The following is a 10,385-nucleotide window of genomic DNA, read 5'->3' as shown; positions in this document are numbered from 1 at the left end:
GAGCGGCCAAGGCTCCCACGGCGAGCAGAAGCTGCGCGACTACCTCAACCGCGTCACCATCGACCTGCGCGACACCCGCCGACGGCTGCGCGAGGCCGAGGCCAGGAGCCACGAGCCGATCGCCGTCGTCTCCATGAGCTGCCGCTTCCCCGGCGGCGTCCGCACCCCGGAGGAACTGTGGGAGCTGCTCGTCGCGGGCCGCGACACCGTCACCGGCGTGCCCGGCGACCGCGGCTGGGACACCGAGCGGCTCAGCGCGGGGGGCGTGCCCTGCCGGGGTGCGTTCATCGACGGCGCCGCCGACTTCGACGCCGAGTTCTTCGCGGTGTCCCCGCACGAGGCCGTGGCCATGGACCCGCAGCAGCGGCTGCTGCTCCAGGCCGCCTGGGAGGTCATCGAGCGCGCGGGCATCGACCCGGCCTCGCTGCGCGCCACCCGCACCGGCGTGTTCGCCGCCGCCATCGACCAGGGCTACGCCCAGCTCGGCACCGGCGCGCCCGAGACCGTGCGGGGCTTCTTGATGACCGGCAACTCGATGAGCGTCATGTCCGGGCGCGTCGCCTACGCGCTCGGCCTCGAAGGGCCCGCCGTCACCGTCGACACCGCCTGCTCGGCTTCGCTCGTCGCCCTGCACCAGGCGGCGCGGGCCCTGCGCAACGACGAGTGCTCACTGGCCCTGGTCGGCGGCGTCACCGTGATGTCGCGGCCGTCCGTGTTCACCGAGTTCAGCCGCCAGGGCGCCATGTCCGCGGACGGCCGCTGCAAGCCCTTCTCGGCCTCCGCCGACGGCACCGGCTGGGGCGAGGGCGTGGGCATGCTGCTCCTGGAGCGCCTCTCCGACGCCCGCCGGGGCGGCCACCCCGTCCTCGCCGTCCTGCGCGGCTCCGCCGTCAACCAGGACGGCGCGAGCAACGGCCTCACCGCCCCCAACGGCCCCTCCCAGCGGCGCGTCATCCAAGCCGCCCTCGCCGACGCCGGTCTCGCGGCGAAGGACGTCGACGCCGTGGAGGCCCACGGCACCGGTACCACCCTCGGCGACCCCATCGAGGCCGACGCGCTGCTCGCCACCTACGGACGTGGCCGGCCCGCCGAACAGCCGCTGTGGCTCGGCTCCCTGAAGTCCAACATCGGCCACACCCAGGCCGCCGCCGGGGTCGCGGGCGTCATCAAGACGGTCCTCGCCCTGCGCCACGGGCTGCTGCCCCGCTCCCTGCACATCACCGAGCCGACGCCGCACGTGGACTGGACCGAGGGCGCCGTCGCGCTCCTGACGAAGGCGCGGGAGTGGCCCGCGACGGGCAGGCCGCGGCGCGCGGGCGTCTCGTCCTTCGGCATGAGCGGCACCAACGCCCACGTCATCCTGGAACAGGCACCCGAGGCCCCGGAGCAGACCGGTGCCCTGGAACAGGCCCCCGAGCCCTCCGAGCGGGCCCCCGAGCCGACCCCGCACGCGGCGGCAGGGGAGACGGCTCACCCCGCCGTCCCGTGCCTGCTCTCGGGGCGCACCGCCGCCGCCCTGCGCGACCAGGCCGTACGCCTCAAGGCGCGCGTCGCGGCCGACCCCGACGCCCGCCCCGTCGACATCGGCCACGCGCTCGCCACCACGCGCACGGCCTTCGCGCACCGGGCCGCCGTGACGGTGGCAGACCGCGCCGAACTCCTCGACGCGCTCACGGAGGTCGCCCGGAACCCGGACGCCGGCGTGACCGGTGTCGCCGAGCCCGCGCCCGGACGGATCGCCCTGGTCTTCCCCGGACAGGGCTCCCAGTGGCCCGGCATGGGCCGCGAACTGCTCGACACCGCACCGGAGTTCGCCCACTCCATGGCCGCCTGCGAGGAGGCGCTCGCCCGCCACGTGGACTGGTCGCTGCGCGACGTCGTCCGCGGCGCGCCCGGCGCGGCGCCGCTCGACCGGGTCGACGTCGTCCAGCCCGCCCTCTTCGCCACGATGGTGTCCCTGGCCGCGCTCTGGCGCTCCTGGGGCGTCGAGCCGGACGCCGTGGTCGGACACTCGCAGGGCGAGATCGCCGCCGCCGTGGTGGCGGGCGCGCTCTCCCTGGAGGACGGGGCGAAGGTCGTCGCCCTGCGCAGCCGCGCCATCGCCGCGCTCGCGGGCGACGGCGGCATGGTCTCCCTCGCCGTACCGCGCGAGCGGGCCGACGAGCTGATCGCCCCATGGGCCGGGCGCCTCTCCGTCGCCGCGCTCAACGGACCCGCCGCCGTGGTCGTCTCCGGCGACGCGGCGGCCCTCGCCGAGCTGACCGCGGCCTGCGCGGCGCGCGAGATCCGCGCCCGTACGATCCCCGTCGACTACGCCTCGCACTCCGCGCACATGGAGCGCGTCGAGGACGAGGTCCGCACGGCCCTCGCCGACATCACCCCGGCAGCCTCCCGCACCCCCCTCTTCTCCACCGTCACGGGGGAGTGGCTGGACACCACGACCATGGACGCCGCGTACTGGTACCGCAACCTCCGCCGGACCGTGCGCTTCGCCCCCGCGGTGCGCGCCCTCGCCGAGCAGGGCCACGGGGTGTTCCTCGAAGTGTCCCCGCACCCGGTCCTCACCGCCGCCGTCCAGGACACCGCCGAGGCGGCGGGCGCCGCCGACCCCGTCGTCACCGGCACCCTCCGCCGCGACGAAAGCGGCACCCGCCGCGCCCTCGCTTCCGCCACCGAACTGTGGGTACGAGGCGTCCCGGTGGACTGGCGCAAGGTGTACGAGGGCCGGGGCGCCCGGCGCGTCGAGCTGCCCACCTACCCCTTCCAGCAGCGCCGCCACTGGCTCACGCCCGCCGCGCCGCCGCCCGCCGACGGCGACACGGACTTCTGGGACCTGGTCGAACGCGGCGACGTGACGGAGGCCGCCACCGCCCTCGCCGTCGACGCCGCACCGCTCCGCGAGGTCCTGCCCGCCCTCGGCCACTGGCGCCGCCGCGCCACGAAGGACACGTACGACAACTGGCGTTACCGCGTCGACTGGCACCCCGTCCCCGACCCGGCGGCCCCCGCGCTCGCAGGCACCTGGCTGGTGCTCGTGCCCGAGGGGCACGAGGCACACGAGACGGTGCGTGCCCTGCGCGCGCACGGGGCGGACGTCCTCACGGCCCAGGTCGCCGCGGCCGGCGAGGACGGCGACCCGAGCGGTACGGCCGACCGCACCCGCCTCGCCGACACCGTCAGCGCCGCCGCCGACGGGCGCCCCCTCGCCGGGATCCTCTCCCTGCTCGGGCTCGACGACCGGCCGCACGCCCGCTGCCCGGGCCTCCCCGCCGGCACCGCCCTCACCCTCGCCCTCGTGCAGGCGCTCGGGGACCTCGGGACCGGCGCGCCCCTGTGGTGCGCCACCCGCGGCGCCGTCTCCACGGGGGCGGGCGACCAGGTCACCGCGCCCGCCCAGGCGCAGGTGTGGGGCACCGGCATGGTCGCCGCGCTCGAACACCCGCGCCGCTGGGGCGGCCTCGTGGACCTGCCCGATGTGCTCGACGCCCGCGCCGGTGACCGGCTGTGCGCCGCGCTCGCAGGCGTCGACGGCGAGGACCAGCTCGCGGTGCGCGCGGGCGGCCTGTTCGCCCGGCGGCTCGTCCGCGCGGCACGGCCCGCCGCCCGCCCCCGCCGCACCTGGAAGCCCCGCGGCACGGTCCTGCTCACCGGCGGCACCGGCGCCCTCGGCCCCCACCTGGCCCGCTGGCTCGCCCGCGGCGGCGCCGACCACCTGGTCATGCCCGGACGGCGCGGGGCCGATGCCCCCGGAGCCGCCGAACTGGCCGCCGAGATGGCTGAGTTCGGCACCCGGCTCACCCTGCCCGGCTGCGACCTCGCGGACCGCGCCCAGGTCGAGCGGCTCCTGGCAGGCCTCGACGAGGCCGGCACCCCCGTCACCGCCGTCGTCCACGCCGCCGCGTACATCGCGCTCGCGCCGCTGGACACCATCCCCGTCGAGGCGTACGAGCGTGTCGTCGCGGCCAAGGCCGCGGGCGCCGCCCACCTCGACGCGCTCCTCGACCGCGAACTCGACGCGTTCGTGCTGTTCTCCTCCATCGCGGGCGTGTGGGGCAGCGGCGACCACGGCGCGTACTCCGCGGCCAACGCCCACCTCGACGCCCTCGCACAGCACCGGCGCGGCCGCGGCCTGACCGCCACCACCGTCGACTGGGGCATCTGGCGGGCCGAGAACCCCTGGGCGCCACCCGCCGACGGCGCGGACGCCGACCTGTTCAACCTCGAGGACCACGGGCTGCCCCGCATCGACCCCGAGCGGGCGCTCGGCGCCCTCCAGCAGATCCTCGACGACGACGAGACGCTCGTGACCGTCGCCGACGTCGACTGGGAGCAGTTCGCCCCGGTGTTCACCTCCGGCCGCCCCAGCCCGCTCCTGAAGGGCGTCGCCGAAGCCCGCCGCGCCCTTGCCGGGCAGGAGGGCGACGCCCACGCCCCGGCCGCCGCCGAGCTGCGCCGCGACCTCACCGCGCTGCGCCGCCCTGCCGAGCGGACCCGGCTGCTCATCGGCCTCGTGCGCAGGCACGCCGCCGCCGTACTCGGCCACGAGTCCGCCGACGCCGTGCCGCCCGGCAAGGCCTTCCAAGAGCTGGGCTTCGCGTCCCTGACGGCTGTGGAACTCCGCAACCGGCTCAACAAGGCGACCGGCCTCCGCCTGCCGTCGACCCTCGTCTTCGACCACCCCTCGGCCACCGCCCTCGCCGCCCACCTGGAACACCGGCTGCTCGGCGCGGACGAGGCGGAGCAGGACGCGCAGCGGCAAGCGGCACAGGAGACCCGCCCGACCGGCCCGGCAGCCGCCGACGAACCCATCGCCGTCGTCTCCATGGGCTGCCGCCTGCCCGGCGGCATCACCACGCCCGAAGAGCTGTGGCGGCTCCTGGCAGACCGCGGCGACGCCGTCACCGAATTCCCCACCGGCCGGGGCTGGGACCTCGACGCGCTCTACGACCCCGCCCCGGAGAACCCGGGCACCGTCACCACCCGGCACGGCGGATTCCTGCACGACGCCGCCGACTTCGACGCCGACTTCTTCGGCGTCTCGCCCCGCGAGGCCCTCGCCATGGACCCGCAGCAGCGCCTCCTCCTGGAGACCTCCTGGGAGGCCCTGGAGCGCGCGGGCCTGGACCCGCAGACCCTGCGCGGCAGCCGCACCGGCGTCTTCACCGGCGTCAACTACAGCGACTACGCCTCCGCCGTGGCCCGCTCCACCGAGGGCGAGGGCCATCTGCTCACCGGCAGCGCGCCCAGCGTGGTCTCCGGCCGCGTCGCCTACACCCTGGGCCTGGAGGGGCCCGCGGTCACCGTCGACACCGCCTGCTCCTCCTCGCTGGTCGCCCTCCACCTGGCGGCCCGCGCGCTGCGCGCGGGCGACTGCTCGCTCGCCCTGGTGGGCGGCGTCGCCGTGATGGCCACGCCCGGCGCCCTCGTCAGCTTCTCGCGGCAGCGGGGCCTGGCTGCCGACGGCCGCTGCAAGGCGTTCGCGGACACCGCCGACGGCATGGGCATGGCCGAGGGCGCCGGCGTACTCCTCGTCGAGCGGCTGAGCGACGCCCGCCGGAACGGCCACCCCGTCCTCGCCGTCCTGCGCGGCTCCGCCGTGAACCAGGACGGCGCGAGCAACGGCCTCTCCGCGCCCAACGGACCGAGCCAGCAGCGCGTCATCCGCGCCGCGCTCGCCGACGCGGGCCTCTCCGGCAAGGACGTCGACGTCGTGGAGGCCCACGGCACCGGCACCACCCTCGGCGACCCCATCGAGGCCCAGGCGCTCCTCGCCACCTACGGCCAGGACCGGCCGGGCGGGCGCCCCCTCCTCATCGGCTCCCTGAAGTCCAACATCGGCCACACGCAGGCCCTCTCGGGTGTCGCGGGCGTCATGAAGACGGTCCTGGCCCTGCGCCACGCCACCGTCCCCGCCACGCTCCACGCCGACCGGCCCACCACCCATGTGGACTGGACCGAGGGCGACGTCGCGCTGGTGACCGAGGCCGCGGAGTGGCCCGACACGGGCCGGCCGCGCCGCGCGGGCGTCTCCTCCTTCGGCCTCAGCGGCACCAACGCCCACGTCGTCCTGGAACAGGCCCCGGAGCCCGACGAATCGGCGCCCGAACGGTCCCGCACCGCCCCGGCCTTGCCCTGGGTCCTGTCGGCCAGGTCCGCCGACGCCCTGCGCGACCAGGCCGGCCGGCTGCTCCGGCACCTGACGGACACGGGCGCGCCGCAGGCGGACCCGGACGCACAGGCGGACCCGGACGCACAGGTAGGCCCGGACGCACAGGCAGGCCCCGGCACGCAGGCAGCCCCCAGCACCCAGGCGGGCACGCCCGACGCCGCGGACGTCGCCCTCTCCCTCGCCGGCCGCACGGCCTTCCCCCACCGCGCCGTCCTCGTCGGCGGCCACGACCGGCTGCTACCCGCCCTGCGGGAGTGGGCCACCGGCGGCGCCCCCGCCGCGAGCGGCGTCGCGGACCCCGACGGGCGCACCGTCCTGATGTTCCCCGGCCAGGGCTCGCAGTGGACCGGCATGGCCCGGCACCTCGTCGACGAGTCACCGGAGTTCGCCGACGCCCTGCACGCCTGCGCGGCCGCGCTCGCCCCGCACGTCGAGTGGTCCCTGCTCGACGCCGTGCGCGAGGGCACCGGCCTGGACCGCGTCGACGTGGTGCAGCCCGTTCTGTTCGCCGTGATGGTGTCGCTCGCCCGGCTGTGGCACGCGTACGGCGTGGTCCCGGACGCCGTCGTCGGGCACTCCCAGGGCGAGATCGCCGCCGCCGTGGTGGCGGGCGCGCTCACCCTGGAGGACGGGGCGAAGGTCGTCGCCCTGCGCAGCCGCGCGCTCGCCCGGCTCGCCGGGCACGGCGGCATGGTCTCGCTCGCGGTGTCCGCGGAGCGGGCCGCCGAACGGATCGCCGCCTGGGGCGCCCGCCTGTCGGTCGCGGCCGTCAACGGCCCCTCGGCCGTGGTGGTCTCCGGCGACGCGGACGCCTTGGACGAACTCCTGGAGATGTGCGCGGCCGACGGCGTCCGGGCCCGCCGCGTCGACGTCACCTACGCCTCCCACTGCGCCCACATGGACGGCCTCGAAGCCGAACTCCTGAGCGCGCTCAAGGACATCGAGCCCGCCACCGCCGACGTCCCGCTGTACTCCACGGTCACGGACGGCTGGCTGGACACGGCCACGATGGACGCCCGCTACTGGTACGCCAACCTCCGCCGCACCGTGGGCTTCGAGTCCGCGGTGCGCGCCCTCGCCGAGGCCGGGTACCGCACGTACATCGAGGTCAGCCCGCACCCGGTGCTCACCCCCGCGGTCGAGGAGACCCTGGAGTCCGCGGGCATCGACGCCGCCGTGCTCGGGACACTGCGGCGCGACGAGGGCGGCATGGAGCGCATGCTCCTGTCCCTCGGCGCTGCCTGGGCCCACGGCGCCCCCGTGGACTGGGCGCCGCTCTTCGCGGGCACCGGCGCGCGCCGCGTCGACCTGCCCACGTACGCCTTCCAGCACCGGCCCTACTGGGCCGTGCCCGGCCCCGAGACCGCCGCCGACGTCACCGCCGCGGGCCTCGGCAGCACCGGCCACCCCCTCCTCGGGGCGGCCTTCGAGGTCGCCGAGACCGGCGAGATCCTGCTGAGCGGCCGGATCTCAATCCGCAGCCATCCCTGGCTCGCCGACCACGCCGTGGCCGACGTCGTCCTGCTGCCCGGCGCCGCCTTCGTCGACCTCGCGGTGCGCGCGGGCGACGAGGCCGGCTGCCCGGTCGTGGAGGAACTCACCCTCCAGGCGCCCCTGGTGCTGCCCCCGTCCGGCGGCGTCCGGCTCCAGGTGCGGGTCGGCGCCCCGGACGCCACCGGGCGTCGCGCCCTGGACGTGCACGCGCGGCCGGAGGACGCCGTCGACGCCCCGTGGACAGCGCACGCCACCGGCGTCCTGGCCGAAGCCGCCGGGCAGGACGCGCCGGTGACCGGCGGGAGCTGGCCCCCGCCCGGCGCCGAGCCGGTCCCCGTCGACGACCTGTACGCGCGCTTCGCCGCGTCCGGCTACGGCTACGGCCCGGCCTTCCAGGGGCTGCGCGCGGCCTGGCGGCGCGGCCAGGACCTGTTCACCGAGGTGCGCCTCGACCAGGACCAGCACACGGCCGCCGCCGCCTTCGGCCTCCACCCCGCCCTGCTCGACGCGGCGCTCCAGGGCCTGTGGCTCGCGCCCGGCCCGGCGGCCAAAACGGGCCTCGCACCGGGCACCGCGCGGCTGCCGTTCGCCTGGACGGGCGTCACCCTGCACGCCTCCGGTGCCACCGAGCTGCGGGTGCGCCTGGCCCAGGACGGTGACGGCTCGGTGTCCCTCACCGCGAGCGACCCCTCGGGCCGCCCGGTGGCCACGGTCACCGGGCTCGCCGTACGCCCCGTCGACGTCGACGCCCTGCGCACCGCCACCGCACCGGCGGGGAACGACTCCCTGTACCGCCTGGAGTGGACCCCCGTGCCCACCCTGGCCACCGACCGCACCCCGCCCGCCCGCTGGGCCGCGCTCGGCCCCGGCGCGCCGCTGCCCGACACCTACCCGGACCTCGCGGGCCTCGCCGCGGCCGTCGACGGGGGCCTGCCCGCGCCCGACGTCGTCCTCGTACCGTGCCCCGAGGCCGACGGCGACGACGCGACCGCCGTACGGACCCTCGTACGCGACACCCTCGCGCTCCTCCAGGCCTGGCTCGCGGACGACCGGTTCGATGACGCCCGCCTGGTGTTCCTCACCCGCGGGGCCGTGCGCACCGGGCCGGGCGACGACGTGAGCGACCCGGCGGCCGCGGCGGTGCGCGGCCTGCTGCGCTCCGCCCAGTCCGAGCACCCCGACCGCTTCGTCCTCGCCGACACGCCGGACCACGACGCCCTGCTCACGCTCCTTCCGGGCGCCCTGGACCTGGACGAGCCCCAACTGGCCGTACGCGGGGGAGAGGTGCTGGTCGCCCGGCTCGCCCGGGTGGGGACAGAGGCGGGCGCCGACGAGGGCCCGGTGCCGCTCGACCCCGGCGGCACCGTCCTCGTCACCGGCGCGGGCGGGGCGCTCGGCGGGCTCGTGGCCCGGCACCTCGCGGCCCGGCACGGCGTGCGCCATCTGCTCCTGGCCGGACGGCGCGGCGCCGGCACGCCGGGGGCCGACGCGCTCCTCGCCGACCTGCGTGAGCTGGGCGCGGACGCGGAGTTCGCGGCCTGCGACGTCGCCGATCCGGCCGCCGTGGCCCAGCTCGTCTCCGGCGTGCCCGCCACGCGCCCGCTGACGGCCGTCGTGCACGCCGCGGGCGTCCTCGACGACGGGGTCCTCGCCGCGCTCACGCCCGAGCGCGTCGACCGCGTCCTGCGGCCCAAGGTGGACGCCGCCCTCGCCCTGCACGAGGCGACGCGCGGCCTGCCGCTGTCCGCCTTCGTCCTCTTCTCCTCCGCCGCGGGCGTCATCGGCAACGCGGGCCAGGCCAACTACGCGGCCGCCAACGCCTACCTGGACGCCCTGGCCCAGCGCCGCCGCGCCGCGGGCCTGCCCGCCCAGTCCCTCGCCTGGGGCCTGTGGGAGCAGCGCGGCGACATGACCGGCACACTCGACGCGACAGGGCTGCGGCGGATGACCCGCGGCGGCGTCGCCGCGCTCTCCGACGCCCAGGGGCTCGCGCTGTTCGACGCCGCGCTGCGCCGCGACGACGCCCTGCTCGTACCCGTGCGCCTCGATGCCGCCCGGCTGCGGGCGGTCGCCGCGAACGGCACCGTGCCGCCGCTCCTGCGCGGCCTCGTCCGCGCCTCCCGGCCCACCGCCGCCGGCACCGACGCACGACAAGCGGCCTCCCTGCGCGAACAGTTGGCGGACCTCGGCGCCGGAGAGCGCCGCGAGCGCGTCGAAGACCTCGTACGGTCCCGCGTCGCCGACGTCCTCGGGCACGGCGGACCGGACGCGATCGACCCGGAACAGGCCTTCAAGGACCTCGGGTTCGACTCCTTGACGGCCGTCGACCTGCGCAACCGCCTCAACGCGGCCACCGGGCTCCGCTTGCCCGCGACCCTCGTCTTCGACCACCCCACACCGGCTGCCGCGGCCGCGTACGTGACCGCGCGTCTCGCCCCGGCCTCCGCGCCCGACGCCCCCGGGCGCCCGGACGGCGACCGAGAACTCCAGCGGCGCCTCGCTGCCGTCCCCGTCGCCCGGCTGCGCGAGGCCGGACTCCTGGAGGCGGTACTCCGGCTCACCGAAACCGGAACCGGAACCGGAACCGAAGCCGGCCCCGAGGCGCGCGGGACCGGAGCGGACCGGCCCGACGACCCCGACGCGATCCGGGAGATGGAACTGGACGGCCTCGTGCGGATGGCACTGGGCGGCGGCGATCGTGCCTGACCCGGCGCGGAAGGAA

The 10,385-nt window shown here is 77.2% G+C and carries 1 protein-coding gene; it reads left to right on the top strand.

Going from position 1 to position 10,385, the window contains the following annotated elements; all coding sequences use genetic code 11:
• The first annotated feature begins 31 nt into the window (after positions 1 to 31).
• Complete coding sequence (locus AC07GB_RS30315; protein ID WP_478851004.1) at positions 32 to 10,369, top strand: type I polyketide synthase; 10,338 nt, start codon at positions 32 to 34, stop codon at positions 10,367 to 10,369.
• Positions 10,370 to 10,385: the final 16 nt, after the last annotated feature.

The sequence above is a fragment of the Streptomyces sp. NPDC045778 genome, assembly GCF_056431945.1.
Note: the sequence above shows the minus strand (reverse complement) of the source record. Positions and strands in the feature narration are given on the sequence as shown.